This window comes from Bacteriovorax sp. As-1 (genome assembly GCF_058446905.1).
In genome coordinates this window covers 3,488,686-3,504,277 of the sequence record NZ_CP184341.1, presented here as the reverse complement: position 1 = coordinate 3,504,277, position 15,592 = coordinate 3,488,686, and the positions used below count along the sequence as shown (strand labels likewise).

The 15,592-nt window shown below is 41.1% G+C and carries 15 protein-coding genes; 8 read left to right on the top strand and 7 right to left on the bottom strand.

The window, feature by feature from the left end:
• The first annotated feature begins 81 nt into the window (after positions 1 to 81).
• Positions 82 to 798, top strand: a complete 717-nt coding sequence (locus tag ACN20O_RS17710; protein ID WP_491635679.1) for a class I SAM-dependent methyltransferase — start codon at positions 82 to 84, stop codon at positions 796 to 798.
• On the opposite strand, the gene ACN20O_RS17705 is transcribed toward ACN20O_RS17710, so the two are convergent.
• The gene (locus tag ACN20O_RS17705) at positions 795 to 1,190 is read right to left on the bottom strand and encodes a translation initiation factor (RefSeq protein ID WP_491635676.1); all 396 of its coding nucleotides are present in this window, start codon (positions 1,188 to 1,190) and stop codon (positions 795 to 797) included. The two genes, ACN20O_RS17710 and ACN20O_RS17705, sit on opposite strands and share 4 nt — an antisense overlap.
• Before the next feature lie 69 nt (positions 1,191 to 1,259).
• Between ACN20O_RS17705 and ACN20O_RS17700 the strand changes: the two genes are divergently transcribed.
• Both ACN20O_RS17700 and asnS read left to right on the top strand, forming a co-directional pair.
• The gene (locus ACN20O_RS17700) at positions 1,260 to 2,255 is read left to right on the top strand and encodes an adenosine kinase (RefSeq protein WP_491635674.1); all 996 of its coding nucleotides are present in this window, start codon (positions 1,260 to 1,262) and stop codon (positions 2,253 to 2,255) included.
• Positions 2,256 to 2,282: 27 nt separating this feature from the next.
• On the top strand, positions 2,283 to 3,695 hold the full coding sequence (gene asnS / locus ACN20O_RS17695) for an asparagine--tRNA ligase (RefSeq protein WP_491635671.1): 1,413 nt from the start codon (positions 2,283 to 2,285) through the stop codon (positions 3,693 to 3,695).
• 56 nt (positions 3,696 to 3,751) lie between these two features.
• Here the strand turns inward: asnS and ACN20O_RS17690 are convergent, their stop codons facing one another.
• From ACN20O_RS17690 to ACN20O_RS17665, 6 genes are all read right to left on the bottom strand, one after another.
• Positions 3,752 to 4,141: a hypothetical protein gene (locus ACN20O_RS17690; RefSeq protein ID WP_491635669.1), complete on the bottom strand. Its 390-nt coding sequence runs from the start codon at positions 4,139 to 4,141 to the stop codon at positions 3,752 to 3,754.
• A gap of 11 nt (positions 4,142 to 4,152) precedes the next feature.
• Entirely contained in the window at positions 4,153 to 5,724 is a 1,572-nt protein-coding gene (locus ACN20O_RS17685; protein WP_491635667.1) for a PSP1 domain-containing protein, read from the bottom strand.
• Positions 5,725 to 5,811: 87 nt separating this feature from the next.
• On the bottom strand, positions 5,812 to 6,492 hold the full coding sequence (locus ACN20O_RS17680) for a DNA polymerase III delta subunit-related protein (protein WP_491635665.1): 681 nt from the start codon (positions 6,490 to 6,492) through the stop codon (positions 5,812 to 5,814).
• A complete protein-coding gene (tmk, locus tag ACN20O_RS17675; protein WP_491635662.1) occupies positions 6,493 to 7,200 on the bottom strand; it encodes a dTMP kinase in 708 nt (235 codons plus the stop codon).
• Between the two features lie 55 nt (positions 7,201 to 7,255).
• Positions 7,256 to 8,416, bottom strand: coding sequence for a hypothetical protein (locus ACN20O_RS17670; protein ID WP_491635660.1), 1,161 nt, complete (start codon positions 8,414 to 8,416; stop codon positions 7,256 to 7,258).
• A gap of 142 nt (positions 8,417 to 8,558) precedes the next feature.
• Positions 8,559 to 9,707 carry a hypothetical protein gene (locus ACN20O_RS17665; RefSeq protein ID WP_491635657.1) on the bottom strand — a complete coding sequence of 383 codons (1,149 nt, stop codon included), beginning with the start codon at positions 9,705 to 9,707 and terminating at the stop codon, positions 8,559 to 8,561.
• A gap of 288 nt (positions 9,708 to 9,995) precedes the next feature.
• Between ACN20O_RS17665 and ACN20O_RS17660 the strand changes: the two genes are divergently transcribed.
• The 5 genes from ACN20O_RS17660 to ACN20O_RS17640 all read left to right on the top strand — a co-directional run bounded on the left by ACN20O_RS17660 (position 9,996) and on the right by ACN20O_RS17640 (position 15,586).
• Positions 9,996 to 11,237, top strand: coding sequence for a hypothetical protein (locus ACN20O_RS17660; RefSeq protein WP_491635655.1), 1,242 nt, complete (start codon positions 9,996 to 9,998; stop codon positions 11,235 to 11,237).
• 2 nt (positions 11,238 to 11,239) lie between these two features.
• Positions 11,240 to 12,640 carry a hypothetical protein gene (locus ACN20O_RS17655; protein WP_491635653.1) on the top strand — a complete coding sequence of 467 codons (1,401 nt, stop codon included), beginning with the start codon at positions 11,240 to 11,242 and terminating at the stop codon, positions 12,638 to 12,640.
• Positions 12,637 to 12,861 (top strand): Flp family type IVb pilin, encoded by a 225-nt coding sequence (locus tag ACN20O_RS17650; protein ID WP_102243656.1) that lies wholly within the window; start codon positions 12,637 to 12,639, stop codon positions 12,859 to 12,861. The genes ACN20O_RS17655 and ACN20O_RS17650 overlap by 4 nt, the downstream gene beginning before the upstream one ends.
• Positions 12,862 to 13,012: 151 nt before the next feature.
• On the top strand, positions 13,013 to 14,119 hold the full coding sequence (locus ACN20O_RS17645) for an OmpW/AlkL family protein (protein ID WP_491635651.1): 1,107 nt from the start codon (positions 13,013 to 13,015) through the stop codon (positions 14,117 to 14,119).
• Positions 14,120 to 14,290: 171 nt separating this feature from the next.
• A complete protein-coding gene (locus tag ACN20O_RS17640) occupies positions 14,291 to 15,586 on the top strand; it encodes a thiolase family protein (RefSeq protein ID WP_491635649.1) in 1,296 nt (431 codons plus the stop codon).
• Positions 15,587 to 15,592 lie beyond the last annotated feature (6 nt).

The window sequence follows — 15,592 nt, the reverse complement described above, 5'->3', positions numbered from 1 at the left end:
ATTTCCTTTTTGGATGGTTCTTTTAAAACGCAAAATATGCGCCTATAATAGCTAATAATGAATGAGTTGATAAAGATAAAAATGAGCGATGAGAACGCTTCTTTGTGGCCGGATTTTCTAAAGTCCGCACTTACTGAAAATGAGCGTTTTTCATTGGTAGTTGAACCAGAGCGTAAGTTATGTGATCTCTGCGATTATTTATACTACCGTGAGGGGATTTTATCATTTCACTCCAATGAATTGGGGGAGATGAGTTTTGATTTTGAAGAACTCATGAAATATCACCAGAGACAAAAGTACGCACTTTCTAAAGAACCGCTGGCAAAAGCGCTCGGGATTCGCGGAAGTGGTGAAAAAAGACTGATCTGGGACACTACTTGTGGCACGGGTAAAGACAGTTTATTGATTTCTTTTTTTGGAGCAAAACTCACCAGTTTTGAACGCAACCCGGCCGTTTTTCTACTCTTAAAAGACGCTTTGCGAAGATTTCCCGTGGATTTTCATTTAGAGTTCGGCGATGCCAGAACACTCACACTTTCAGAAAGACCCGAAGTGATTTATTACGACCCGATGTATCCGGCGAAAAAGAAATCGGCCCTGGCCCGCAAAGAAATGCGCATCTTTAAGGAAATCGTCGGAGATGACCCGGACTCAAAAGAATTTTTAGAGTGGGCCTTAAAAACCGCGACAGAAAGAGTGGTGGTCAAGCGTCCGCTTGAAGCTGAACCAATCAAAGAAAAACCGACAGCAAGCTACACTGGAAAAAGCACTCGTTACGATATGTACAAGATTTTTTAGCCGCCGCTGCGCTTAGTTTTAAAACCCAATTTCGTTAAAAGGGCCTCGGCCTTATCTCGTTGATCCCCTTGAAGTTCAATCTGGGGCTTGGCCTCTTTTTTATAAGTCCCACCTGTCCCGCAGTGATTTTTTAGCTTTTTGGCCAGGTCTTCAAAGTAAGTTGGGTTAAAAGGAAAATCGTGAATCACTGTCACTAGCTTTCCACCGCGCTGGTTCTTTTCCAATTTTAACTTCAAGGTCACTTTGGCCGGATCAATGGGCATCGATTGGAGAGGTGAGTCAGCGCAAACGCATGGGTCTTCACCACATTTTTTGCAGAGTTTTAAATGGGAGCCATCGCTGGAGTAAACAAGACGGGTGGCACTTTCTTTTGCAGGTTTATTTTGTTTCATTTTTAGCGGTTTTTCATTATTCTAAATCAATCAAAAAAGAGATTTTATATTAAAAGGAATGAGTAGGTTATGGCAAAGAAATTTGACGTTTATGGAATTGGAAACGCCCTGGTCGATATGGAATTTGAAGTCACAGAGGACTTCTTAAAAAAGGCCAACATTGAAAAAGGTCTTATGACCCTGGTAGATGAAAAACGTCAAACAGAAATCATTAACACTCTTCATGGAACTCAACATAAAAGATCTTGTGGTGGCTCTGCTGCTAACACGATGATTGCCGTGTCTCAATTTGGTGGAAAAAGCTTTTACTCATGTAAAGTGGCCAGCGATGAAACAGGGGATTTTTACTTTAAAGACCTGATGGACAACGGAGTTGAAACTAACCTTTCTTCAAGCTCACTTGAATCAGGTGTCACTGGAAAGTGTATCGTTCTGATCACTCCTGACGCCGACAGAACAATGAATACTTTTTTAGGAATCACATCAAATTTCTCTACAAAAGAATTGATGGAAGAGCATATCAAAAATTCTAATTACCTTTATATTGAAGGGTATTTAGTAGCGAGCCCGACAGGGAAAGACGCTTCAGTCAAAGCGAAAAAAATCGCTGAAACTCACAATGTCAAAACGGCGCTGACATTCTCCGACGTAAACATGGTGAACTTCTTTGCTGATGGTCTAAAAGAAATGATCGGTGACGGTGTTGACTTACTATTTTGTAACGAAGCAGAAGCTTACGCTTACACAAAGTCTAATGACCTGACAGAGGCGGTAAGCGCTCTAAAGAAAATTGCCAAGACGTTTGCCATCACTCTAGGGCCAAAAGGAGCTTTAGTTTTTGATGGAAAAGAAGAAATCCAGGTTGTCACGATGCCGGTTGAAGCGATCGATACCAACGGTGCGGGAGATCTTTTTGCTGGGGCGATGTTATACGGTATTAATAACGGTATGACGTACGGGGAAGCCGCTAAATTAGGCTGTTTTGCTTCTTCAACACTGGTAACACAGTTTGGGGCCCGTTTACGTCTTGAGCAAGTAAAAAAGATCAAAGAACAACTCGCTTAAAAATTATTTTATTAGATAAGGAAAAATATGGACCGCTTAAGTGTAAAAAAAATTTTAACAGAAGAGATCGTTGATACAGACGCCACGGTTAAAGGCTGGCTAAGATCTGTTCGTAACTCTAAGAAATTTTCATTCCTGGTTTTAAACGATGGTTCTTCTCAAGAGAACCTGCAAATTATCGTCGATGAAGTCTTGCCAAACTACGCCGAAGTCGCAGCTCTTCTCTCTGGTTCAGCGGTTGCCGTGACTGGACGCCTGGTTAAAGGCGGTGGGAAAGTTCAATCAATTGAAATGCAGGCAAAGTCTGTTGAAATCATCGGTAAAACAGATGAAACGTACCCGCTTCAAAAGAAAGCGACATCGCTCGAATTCCTAAGAGAGCAAGCTCACTTAAGAATTAGAACAAACACGTTTGGAGCGATCATGAGAGTTCGCCACCATTTAGCGATGGCCACTCATGAGTTCTTCTCTAACAGAGGATTCTTCTATTTAAACTCGCCAATCATTTCAGGTGTAGATGCTGAAGGGGCCGGTGAAATGTTTACGGTTTCAACTCTAGCTTCAGATGTCACAAAGTCTCCAAAGACAAAAGAAGGCAAACTTGATTTCTCTCGCGACTACTTTGGAAAGGAAACTTTCCTGGCCGTAACCGGTCAGTTAGAAGGTGAGTGTTACGCTATGGGGTTGGGAGCCGTTTATACTTTCGGGCCGACATTTAGATCGGAGAACTCAAACACAACTCGCCACCTTTCTGAGTTCTGGATGATTGAGCCGGAAGTTGCTTTTGCTGACCTGGATGAAATTGCAGACCTGGCAACAGACTACATTAAACATCTTATTTCTTACGCGCTTGAAAAAGCTCCTAAGGAACTTGAGTTCTTAATCAACCGCGAAGATGCGACTTGTGAAAAAAATCACATGGAGATCTTAAAGCACGTTCGCGATTCAAAATTCATGCGCATCACTTACACTGAAGCGATGGAGATTTTAGGAAAAGTTGACCCCGCTGTTAAGAAATTCGAATACCCGACAAACTGGGGAGACGAACTTCAAACTGAACACGAGCGCTACCTGGCAGAAGTTCACTTCAAAATGCCGGTCATTGTAACGGATTACCCAAAACAATTTAAAGCGTTCTATATGAAGCAAAACCCGGATGGAAAAACTGTCCGCGCAATGGATATCCTGGTTCCTGGTGTTGGTGAAATCATTGGTGGGTCTCAACGTGAAGACTCTCTGGAAAAACTAGAGAAGAGAATGGATGAGATGCACATGCAGAAAGAACCACTATGGTGGTACTTAGACCTTCGTCGCTTTGGTTCAGTTCCACATGCTGGATTTGGATTAGGGTTTGAAAGAGCGCTTATGTACATTACAGGGATGAACAACATTAGAGATGTCATTCCGTTTCCAAGAACTCCAAAGAACTGTGACTTCTAATAATAAAAAGGCCCTCATTACGAGGGCCTTTTTTTTGTCTTAATTTCAATTAAAAATTAACGAGTCGCTTGTCCAGAAACATCCACTACGATGTGGCTGTCTTGATCAAATGAAAGCATAAATCTTCCAGTGTGGTATCCTTCGAAGAATGGACGGTAGTCGATTCTGAAAGAACATCTCTCTCTTGGTTGAAGTGTGCGGCAGTTTGTGCTCGCACCGTAATTTGTCCCGCCAATTGTCGCGCGGATCATGTTCAATGGAGTTGTACCTGTGTTTGTTACACGATAAGCGATCGATGAGTACGAGTGCACTCTTTGGACGCCAAAGTAGTAGTAGTGTCTTTCAACACCTTTTTCAGACGACAGTTCGATATTTCCATGAACTTTTGTCTCAGCAAATACCGGCAGGGATAAAAATAGTGAGCAAGCAAGAAGTAATCTTTTCATAAAGGCCTCTCCTAGTTTTCGGTTTTCGGTTTGTTGTTATTATCACGTGCTTGTGATTGATTATTGTTTGGGTTCGGAGCTCCACCTTCGCGATTTCTGTTCCTGTTTCTGTTCCTGTTTCTGTTGCGGTTGCGCCCTTGTCCTGGTGGACGTGGCTCACCTGGTTGACCTTGCCCTTGAGCTTGTAGAGCTTCGCCTTGTGGACGCGGAGGTCTTGGCCCTTGGTTTTGCGGGTTTCTGTTGTGCTCAGGACGTCTTTGTTGTTGCTGCTGAGGACGTTGCCCTTGCTGTTGTTGTGGGCGACGTTGTTGGTTCTGGTTCTGGTGCTGGTGAGCTTTTGTAATCTGCTCAGCTTCCGCCGTGATTTTTTCTGAAGCGTTCATCACTTCATCAATCTCATTAGAGTCCTCATCGTCGAACTCTTCAAAGTCAGTGTTCTTTTCAGCGTATTCTAATTCTTCACCTTCAAGGTTTTTATCAAACGTCTTAAGTTTGTTGTGTTCCATGAACTGATCAGCTTTAAGTTTTTCTTCTTTTGAAAGACCAATAACTGTCGATGTCTCGTTAGTGATATGTTCAAATGTCTCAGGGAAACGGTAGTCTCCTGGAAGTTCAGAATCTTTGGCGTGGTATTGATTGACTGCGTATGTTCTTTTGATCCCTGTGTCTGTCAGCATCTCAAACTGCTCAACAAGGATGTGAAGTTTTAAAACTTTACCCCTGTCGCCATTAAGCGCTCTGATAAATGTTCCTTCTTTTGGAAGATTTTTTCTCTTGTCTGAGTAAACATCGTCTTCGTATTTGATACAACATTTGATCTGACCACAAACACCGTTAAGCTTACTTGGGATAAGCGCCAGGTTTTGGTTCTTGGCCATTTTAATAGACACGTTTCCATAATTCTTTAAAAACGATGAACAACAAGTCTGAAGCCCACAGGCCCCAATCGCACCGATAGCAGCAGCGCGGTCGCGCACTGAAATCTGGCGAAGCTCGATTCTCATTTTTAGTTCATACACCAGGTCTTTAACCAGGTCTCTGAAGTCAACTCTCGCTGGGGCGTTGAAGTAGAATACGGCCTTTTTACCAAACTGAGTGAACTCCACGTGAGTGAGAATCATATCCAGTTTGTATTTTTCAATTAAGTGTAAACAAATGACTTCTGCACGTTTTTCAGAATCGCGGAATTCAATCTGCGCCTTAATGTCTTCGGCCGTTGCCACTTTGGCAATCGAGCGAATAGGGAGCATTGATTTGTTGAAAGTTACATCGTAAGGAAATGAGTTGATGTAACCAACAGTCATCCCTCTATCACTCATGGCCACAACTTTCTGGCCGTAAGCAAACTTGCGTTTTCCGATTAAGAAAGGAAACGAGCGGGCGTTGCCAGGAAAGCGCACGCGGATCATGGTGATGATTTCACCTTCTTTAAAACGTGAGTTTTCTTTTTCGCTTTGATCGACAGTCTCATCAGAAGCTTCGCTTTCTGACTCATCAATCTCGATGGTATCGTTTGAAATTTCTTCGTTTAGCGTATCTGCATCTTCATATGTTGATGCTGTATCTTGAGAATTGGGTTGCATTAAATTAAATTCCGTAAAAAATGAGGTCTAGCCTTACATTCTAGGGAATTACGAACGGAAGTCACTGCACATAGCAGTAAGTCAAAACTAAAAAAACAGGGATAAACGTGAGAGCTTGGTATTGTTGAAAGCTTCACTTTCTGAGTAGTGCTTAAGTTTTTCCAGTTCTTCTGAGCAGTCTTTAAAACTCGCACTTTTAAGGGTTTTATTTAGACGCTCTTCAATAAACTTTTTCTCTAAGAGAAGTTCATCCTCTGAAGCTTTGAGTTCGGCGAGAAGTTCCTGAGCGGAAGCAAATTTCAGTGGGGGAGCATCATAATCAGTTTTGTCTTCGCCGGAAGGAAGGAGGACTTTAATCGCACGGCTTTCAACTGTGGCCAGAAGATTTTCATCTTTAGGAGCAAAAAGAAAGAGGCAGAAATCTTCCGGAAGTTCTTCAAACACTTTAAGCAATTTATTTGAGACAACGGTGCTTAAAAGGTGTGCATCTGTGATGAAAATAAATTTCTTTTTGAGTTCAAAGGCCTTGTAGTTAAGAAATTTTAGTAGATCTAAAATCCCCTGAGACTCAACCTTGTAAGAATTTTCTTTTTTATCTAATTCCACCCATAAAACGTCCGGGTGGTCTTGGAGAGGAGTGATGGCCTTTAAAAATCCATGTCCCCATTCTTTAGGATCAGTGTGCACGCCATATCTGGCAAGATACACTGAACCCAATTGGTTTTTTTCATACTTTAAAAGGAGAGTCTGTGTAAGAGAAGACGACACTTATAATTCTTCTTCCATATTAGCAGACCTGCTCTGGCTAATAAGCTTATTTGTCGCTTCAAAAATCTGCATCGTCATCTGATCAAGAGTCACTTCTGCATCAAGCTTTAAAATCCTGTTAGGGAAAAGCTCTGCCATAAGATCGTAACCGACGACTAATTTTTTGTAGAAATCCACACCTTTTGATTCGAAATAATCCTTAGGAGCATTTCTCATTTTCTGGCGTTTTTCTGATGTCTCCACATTGATTCTTAAATAGAACGTCAGGTGAGGAACCAGGTTAAGTGGGAAAACGTTGTGAATGTTTAGAACTTCAGCAACGCCTAGACCTCTTGAGTGCCCCTGGTAAACCAGAGAGCTGTCGATATAGCGGTCACAGATGATAACTGTGTTAGGTACGGCCAGTTCTTTTAAAACAACTTCAGAGAGAAGTTGAGCGCGTGAAGAAGCAAAAAGGTGAGCTTCCGCAAGTGGCGTGATCTCAGTTTTTGTTTCTAAAATTGCCTGGCGCATTTTTTCGCCAAAAGGAGTTCCGCCCGGCTCGCGCAGAACTAAAACGCGGAAGTTTTTTTCTTCCAGGTAGTTTTTTAATTTAATGATCTGAGTTGATTTTCCCGCGCCTTCAATTCCTTCAAAGCTCAAAAAGAATGAGCCAGGAAAAGCGGGTGCTCTAAATGAATTCAGTAATTCTTGGGTGATTTCTTTCATGTTGTTGTCCTCACCCTAAGAGTACCTAAAATATTCGAGAAGTTAAAGTGTGATTTTAGTTCGACACTTCACTCTCAAAAAGGTTGTCACTCGAAGGAATTGGACCGTCTTCTGACCCAGAATTGTCGAAGTTTTCCTTTGAAACCTGCGATCTAACCGGGTCTAATTCCATGGCACTGGTGTTGTCATAGAAATAATTCGGATCGTCTTCACCTGCGTTAATTTCCTGGAATTTTGATGATTCCATGAATGATTTTCTTTGATTTGGCCTAATTGGATTCAGGTTTCTCGTTTCAAATTTTCCAGAGCGTCCCTGGTCATTGACTTGATTATTTTGACGTCTTTCACCTAGCTGGCTTCTCGCACTTGGATTGGTCTGTGGCGCCATTGGCTCGTTCATATTTACTGGATCAAGCATTTCGGCCTGCTCACCAACTGACTTCGCTTCTTTATTGCTAAAAGGTGAGCTTAGTTGATTTTTGATGTGGAAAAGAAAGTAACCAATTCCCACGATAGAAACAACTAAAAGCCATTTATAAATAGTGCTGCTGTTAGTGCTCGGTTTTGAATCTGAACTAAATGATGTTTCAACTTTTTCTCTTTCAAAAGATTTACCGCGCTTCACATTGCTTAAGTAAGCAAGCCCTGAGATCGCTTCTGTCTCTGGAGAAATCGCCATGACTGTTTCTTGCTCTCGCATTAAAATTTGTGAAGGCACTCCGGGAAGTTGATCTGATTCTTTTAGAGACCTGCGGTCAAATCCATCCACTTGGTAGAGTTTCATCCATGTGTGACCGTGGTTTGTAGACACCATATCTGTTAGAAGAATTTCTTTATCTTCCAGCATTGTTGTCAGTTCATATTTTTCAAATGGGCCTGTTTTCTGGCCGTTTCTAAGCATGAAATACTGTTGTTCATCGTCTGTGCTTAAAGTTGTTGCAGAAACTAGTTGTGGTTTTCTTCTCTGGAAATAAGGGTGTTCAAAAAGAGCAATCCATTCAGTGCTGTCGATATTTCTAACTTGATAGTCTTTGACTTCATCGTGGTGATCGATCAAATAGTTTTTTAAATCATAGAGCGTGATAAAACCAAAACTTGAATCAACTTCAGCTCTTATTTCAAAAACGTGCTCACGGGCATCGACGTTTTGACAAGCTTCTCCTTCGCTATAAAGGAAATCCTGAAGAGTCACAGTTTTTAATGCTTGATTGGCCATAATCTCGAACCCTGGTTTGTGCTTAAAAAAACACGGTTTATCAGATTATTTATCGGATATTAGGAGAGATTATTTAGGGTGAAAGTGAAGGACTTAGGCGACAAAAAGGGTTGGGCAAAGGCCCAACCCCATTGATTTTTGATTAAAGAGCTACGTCGAAATAAAGAGCGAATTCTGGGTATTTGATATTTTTTGCAAAAAAGTCGCGCCCGTCACTTCCTGCGAAAATCTTAGATCCAATTTCACCTGTTAAGCTGACTTTTGGAGTAAACGAGTAAGTGTGACCAATGTAATATTCAAACCAGTCGTTAACATCTGGTGCTTTATCAAATGGCGCGTATGAGAAATGTAAGTACTTAAACTGAAAGTATGCACTGTTTTTATCATTAAACTGGTATGAAACAACCCCGATATTCATTTCATGAGAGAAGTCGATATCTTTAGAAGTATCTCCATACCATGGAGTGTTGATAACGATATCATCATTAAAGAAGTACGAAAGTTTATCAGTGATCTGAAATGTAAAAGATGGAATTAATTCCAAACTATGTTTCCAAGTATACTGAGTAATTTTTCCTTTTGCAGGATCATTGGCCAGGTATTGCACTAGTAAAGATGTGGAAAGGTTGTCCCCAAATTTTTTGCTTAAGCTTGTATTGATACGACTGTTTCCGTAACCCGCAGCTTTCCCGTGGTTGCGGTCGAAAATACGACGACCAACGCCGATATCCATCTTAATACCATTTTCTTTTTCAGTTAAAACGTTTTCTCGGCTAATTAGAACAAGAGATCTATAGTGACGGTTGATATAAGTTCCTCTTAAAACGGTAGCATCCGTGTACTTGAATTCAGACGTAGCTAAGATTTTCCAGTTTTTCACCGGTCTATAGATAATAGTCGGGTTATGCATGATTCTTAAATCTTGAATATCGTAATCTTCTTTGTTTGAACTTGTTAGGTCTTTTCTCGTGAAGTAATACTCACCGTGATAAGAAGCGCTGAAGTGAGATTTTAGATATCCCCAAATGCTTGCTTGATCCTCTTCTTTTGATTTTTCAGCAGCTAATTTTGCTTCTTCAGCTCTTTTAGCTTCAAGTGCTTTTTCTTCTTCTGCTTTTTTTGCAGCTTCAGCAAGACGAGCTTCTTCGGCCTTTTTAGCTTCTAGAGCTTTTGCCTCAGTTGCCTTTTTTGGATCAGCCTTTTTCTTTGTCGTTGTTGTTTGCGCCATAGCGTTACTAGCAAGCATTAAGCTCATCGCCATTGCTAGACTCATAGTAAGTTTAGAAAACATCTCTTCCACTCCTCATTAGATAGTTACTTCAGTGTACCCCGTGCAATCGGATTCATTATTCTTTATTAGTTTACTCAAGATTACAATGTTATTTTAATTAGTTGTCGATAAAAGGCCCAAGAGTAAGAAAAAGTAAGAAATGTTTAGTCGAAAAGCTCGTAGCGCAACAAGTGACAGAATATTAAGTGACAAGCTGGCACTGGTTTGAGAACCTGAGCGTCGATGTCACAAGTATTTTTTATTTTCCTCCTATTGTTGGCCACATTAATCCGCTTACCATTATCGATTTTGATCGTCGTGTTAAGACCTTTGGTTCCATTTTTCAAAAAAAGACTCAACTTTGAGCGCCAGAATTTTCTGGAAGAAGAGTGTCGCTCCTTTAAAAGAGATAATCTTAAGGCCGACTACTGTTTTGAGATATCTTCTGAGGGAGAATTAGAGCAGGTTAGACCTCTCATTGAGGCCGTGCTCGTTTTGAAGAAGAAAGTTGAAATTATTTATTCATCTCCTTCTGTTGAAGTGAAATGCCATAACCTTTATAAGAGTCATCCTGAACTTATTCGTCTCCTAAGGCTTCCACTTTTATCAGCTTCACCATTTAATCTTCTTTATTTTCAAAGTGTATGGGAATGGGTGAGTGCACCTGTTGTGGTTTTTTGCCGCTATGATTTTTTCCCGGAACTTCTGACGTTAAAACTCTTTAAGAAAAAATTTATTCTTGTCTCTGGTGCTTTTAAAAAAACATCGTGGTTTAAGCTCCAGAGTTTTATGTGCTTTGATGTGGTGATCGCCGCTACAGATAAGGAAAAAGAAAACTTCACAAAACTTTTTTCCGGAACACCTAAGAAAGTTTTCTCATGCGATTTCCGTGTGCCGAGGATTACAGCAAGAATGCAGAAGGCAGCAGAAGTGCTGGCGCAAAAAGATGTGCTCGCAACTTATTTAGATGTTTTAAAAGCATTGCCTGCTGATCAAAAGATCATCCTGGGAAGTGCCTGGCCTTCAGATATGCCGATTTTAAAAGATGAAAAATTAATTGCGGCCATAAGAGAGAAGAAGCTGCATCTTTTGATTGCCCCTCATAAACTAGACGACGAGTTTGTACTGCGTATAAAGCAGAGTTGTATTGAACTTTTTGGAGAAGAGAATGTCGGGGTGGTTAATAACCATTCGACCTACACTCATCATCCTGTTGTCATCTTGCAAATGGGCGGGGTGCTCTGTGAGCTCTATAGTCTTTTTAGCCTTAGTTATGTGGGCGGAGGATATGAGCGATCAATTCACTCGGTTTTAGAGCCCTTTGTTTCTAATAACGCTGTTGTTGTGGGCCCAAAAGTCGGCCGCTCGACAGAATACGACCTGGCCTCTTCCTTACTTCCCGACGAAATTCATGTACTCAATCGAGCAGATTCCTTTTATACTATTAAGGAATCGATGAATTTAGAGACTTTGAATCAATCAAAGCGCGAAGAGCTCCGAGTGGAATCGGCGCGTGAAATGAAAGCAGTGATTGCTGAACTTCTAGGGTAAGGATGCTTAATAGAAATCTTGATTACGCACTTGTCGGGCACAATTTTTTTGCCTTTTTACTGTCTATCGGTTTGTTAAACCGTGGCAAGAAGGTTTTAGTTCTTGATGATGATCGTTTTAATTATGGTGATTTCTTCACAAATTCTCTAACCAGTCTGGACGTGGAATTCATTAAGGCCTGGGGTGAGTCGATGGACCTGGCCCCTTTAAGAAACATTGAAAGTTATCTCTCTCCCGGAAAAGTGTATTTTTACGTCGGTAAAAAACAAGTGGTGCTTGGCGATGTCCCTCACCGCAATTTCCGCGAGCTTTGCCGCAAGTTTCCTTCGCTTTTTTACAATGCCGAAAAACTCTCAGGCACTTTCTCTCATGAAAATGAGATCATCTCTTTTGACTCTGTTTATAATGACTTCTGCCAGAAGGTGAGTGCACTTCTTTTTAATGAGAAGAGTGCAGGAAAAATGTCGCTTCTTTTTGAAAATTCAATCCCGGAAGATTTAAAAGGGCACTTCAATCACTTCTTTTCTCACTTCAGTCAGAAAGAAGGGATGATTGAACAAGAACTCTATGACTTTAATGCCCTGGTTTTTATGATGCGTGGGTTTTTCCAAAACCGTCTAAGCATCACTGGCAGTAAGTCGGAGATCATGCACCTCTTTTTCTCTCTGGTGTCTCCTTATTACAAGCTCGATCACGAAAGATTGATTGCTGATCTTTTAAGTCATCACCTTTCTATTGGTGGAGAGTTTAAAAAACTTAATCTACAGGACTTAAAATTCCAGAGTGGGTTAGTGAAGAGTTTTGAACTTGAGAGCTATGATGGTCTTATTAAACCACAAAAAATGGCCTTCATTGGAGGTTACCCGGTAGGGCTTCCGATTAAGCTTCAGGCCACTCAATCTGCTTCTTATAATTGCCTCAATACAGTTTTTCATTTTAAGGATGAGGTCCCTAAGCTTCTTCAAGGGAAAAAATGTGTTTTCACTTCACCAATTAAAATCGGAACGCAAAGACCATTCTGGGAAGTGTACTTTGAGGGGAAGACGGCCACTTTTAATATGATTATGGCCAAAAAAGAAGGGACAAAAATCGATTTTATCCGAGAGAGAGTCAAAAGCATTCTGATGGATGACCTTAACTTTCTATTTCCGGAATACGCGTTTGAGTTGGTGGATACAAAAATGAAGTTCACGCTCGACGTCTTTATCGAAGATAAAGACTACAACGCCTATAAGAGAACGGAAGCGGGTTTTAGAAAGAAGATCACTGGTGTGCTGGAAGACAGTGCCCCTCTTTTAATTTCCCGTCTTAAAAATGTGCTTTATTTTGGCCCATATAATGAAGATTCTTTGGGGACTTTCTCGTCTCTTATTGAAATTAAGCGCTGGCAGGAGTCCCTGTGAGAAACCAAAAAGGGCAGACAGCAGTGGAGTACATTCTGCTTCTGGTGGTGGTTACGGCCATCGTGACCTCGCTTTTTGGCTATATAAGAACCAGGTACTTAGGTAATATTGACCAGTGCTCTAACCCCTCGAATAAAGGTAAGCTCCTTTGTAAAATCAATAGTTACGTGCAGCCAACCGGTGGCAAAAAACGTTACCAATATTTCCCGTTTAAAAAGTAAACAACCTTCTGTAATCTTTTCACGCTTTGCATAATGTTAATGTGATTCATCCTCAGTCTGCTAAACTCGTGGCGTTAACCATGATTTGGCATATTAATGATTAAGGCCAGGCTACCCCCGAAGTGCTTAGGTCTATACATGAGGAGAAGTTATGAAACTTAAGGTGGAAAACAAAAGATTAACGTTTATGAGCTTGTTTTTAGCTACGGCTTTAATTGCAGCAACAGCTCACACTGCTCCACTACGTGCTCAAGACGATGTTCTTGACGATGCAGAAGACGCTTTAGCTAACGGCGACGCTCTGGACATGGACCAGATTGAAATCGAAGGAAAGCTATCTCCTTCTGAACTTCTAAAGAGAAGAAGAGAAAAACTAGAAGAAAGAAATAAGCTAATGGTTGAAAAGAAAATTGAAGATATTCGCGTGAAGCAAGAAATTGCTTTAACAAACAAGCTTCAAGGTGCTTTCAATAACAGCTTAAACAACTTAAACGAAGATAAAGTTCAAACAACTCAAGCGGCCCCTGCTCCAGTTGCACCGGCACCTGTTGCACCAGCTCCAGTGATTGAAACAAGAATCGTAGAAGTGCCAGCTCCAGTAGTAAAAGAAGAAAAGAAATCAAAAGTGATTCCTTCTCTTGGAATCAGCAACATTAAAGGTGACAGAATTGACCTTCAGTCAAACGTGTCTTTAGGTGTTAATGCTGAAACAATGATTCTTCCACAGGTTTCTGTTGGTTTAGGTCTTAACTATGCAACAATGGATCTTTCAGATGTTGCTAACGAATATGTAAACACAGGTTATAACTACAACTATAACACTGGTTATTACGGAACTTATGGTTCAGGAAGAGCGATGAAGTTCACAAAGCTGGTTGTTGAAGCGACAGGGAAATTCTTCTTTACTGAAGACTCGAAATTCAAACCATATGCTGGAGCAGGTTTAAGCTTTAACCGTACTGGTCTAAAGTATGATAACAACACAGCATATAACAGTGGATATGTTAACTTTGGTAACGAAGAGCTTTCTTCATCAGCTTTCGCAGGATCTGCTAAGCTAGGTGCTGAATTCGATATCTCTGAGACGATTGGATTAAATCTTGACCTGTCATACACAAAGAACATTACTTCAGGGATTTCAAAGTCTGCTGGAACGGTTTCAACTAACCCAGACCAAGGGCGTTTAGAGAACATCTCTAAAGAAATCGAAGATGGTGATGTAACTGCAGTTCAAGCTGGTTTAGTTATCAGATTCTAACCAACAAACTTCTGACGAAAATCTAACAAGAGCGGGCTTCATTTGAAGCCCGTTTTTTTTGCTCCAGTATTAAAAATTTCCCTCTCAAACATTCCTTTCTAAAATCCATAAGACGCTATAGAATTATTAACATATTAATCTTAATTGCAGCCAATTCATGGAGAGAACTTTATGTCAATGAGAGATGTCTACATCGTCGATGGAAAAAGAACGCCACAAGCAAAAGCAGGCCTTGATTTAAAAGATGTGCAAGCGCCATACTTAGGAGCTTACTTAGTTAAGCACTTAATTGATAACACAGACATCCCGACAGACCAGGTTGATGAAGTGATCTTTGGAAACACAGGAACTCCAGCGAAATACCCAAACGTCGGACGCGTGATTGCCCTTGAAGCAGGTCTTGATAAAAAAACTTCTGGTTACTCAGTTCACAGAAACTGTGCTTCAGGAATGGAAGCGGTTGCTCAAGCGTATTTAAAAATCGCTTCGGGAAGATGTGACGTTATTGTTGCCGGCGGTGTTGAATCAATGTCGCAAATGCCTTTAATGTACAACAAAGAGATGACTGAACTTTTCGCCAAACTTATGAAGGCCAAAACAATGGGCGAGAAACTTTCGGCCATGAGTTCTTTCCGTCCACATTACCTAACTCCAATCGTTGCTATCGAACAAGGTCTGACAGACCCTTTTTGTGGATTAAACATGGGGCAAACAGCAGAGCTTTTAGCAAGAGAGCTTAAAATCACTCGTCAGATGCAAGATGAGTATGCTAACAACTCTCACGCAAAAGCTGCTCAAGCGACAAAAGAAGGAAAATTTAAAGATGAAATCCTGCCAATCACGATTGGTGGATCACTGAATAAACTTTTAACTGATGACGTTGGCCCTCGTGCGAACTCAACAGTTGAAGGGCTTGGCAAAATGAAGCCATACTTCGATAAAAAATCAGGAACAGTCACTGTTGGTAACAGCTGTCCGATCACTGATGGTGGATCAGCTCTTCTTTTTGTTTCTGAAGAAGCTGTTAAAAAATACAACTTAAAACCAATTGCTAAAATGACTGACTACCACTTTCATGGACTAGAGCCTGAGAGAATGGGAATGGGGCCGCTTCTAGCGATGGATGGAGTGATGAAGAGAACAAACCTGAAGCTTTCAGATTTCGATCTGTTTGAACTTAACGAAGCTTTCGCCGCTCAAATCCTGGCAGTTGGGATTGGTCTAAAAGATAAAGAAGTCGCTGCACGTTTTGGATTAGATCACGCTTGGGGAGAGTTAGACTGGAGTAAAGTTAACGTCAACGGCGGAGGGATCGCTCTTGGTCACCCGGTTGGTTCAACTGGATCAAGACTTGTGGTGACGTTAATTCACGAGCTAAGAAGAAGAAAAGGGAAGTACGGTCTGGCTTCGCTTTGTATCGGTGGTGGTCAAGGTGGAGCTGTTGTTGTCGAAAACCTGGTTCGTTAATTCATA